General features: G+C 60.7%; 1 protein-coding gene. It reads left to right on the top strand.

Going from position 1 to position 544, the window contains the following annotated elements:
- A partial coding sequence (locus GY725_07675) for a transposase (GenBank protein MCP4004057.1) occupies window positions 1-544 on the top strand: 544 nt, incomplete at both ends.

The following is a 544-nucleotide window of genomic DNA, read 5'->3' on the forward strand; positions in this document are numbered from 1 at the left end:
TGGCCTCCGGATCCCGCTTTTCAGAGAAACTTCTGGTTCTCAGCGAATTCAAGAAGGGCACCCTCCCGACGCTTTCCAGCCGAACCCTGGGACCGGCGCGGATCTTTGAGAAGCTCTGGGAACAAACCGGCTGCCGCAAAGTGCTCCAGATGCTGCTAGGCGAGCGCAAATTCCAGTTCCCGGTGGAGCGGGTCGTCTTTCTCGAGGTGCTGCACCGCCTGGTCGACCCGGGCTCGGACCGAGCCTGCTATCACTGGAAGGACGACCATGCTGTGGCGGGCATCGACGAGCTTCAACTTCACCACGCCTATCGCGCCATGGCTTGGCTCGGTGAGCCCCTCGATGAGGATTCCGCGAACCTCTCGGATGCGGAGGACCCGGCGAGCCATCTCCGATTTCGCTGTACGAAGGACCGGATCGAAGAAGCTCTCTTCGATCGACGACGGGATCTGTTCAGCTCGCTGGGTCTGGTCTTCTTTGACACGACCTCGATCTATTTCCAGGGCGAAGGCGGCGAAGAACTCGGGCAGCGAGGCTTCAGCAA

The organism is bacterium (genome assembly GCA_024226335.1).
In the GTDB taxonomy this organism is placed as follows: domain Bacteria; phylum Myxococcota_A; class UBA9160; order SZUA-336; family SZUA-336; genus JAAELY01.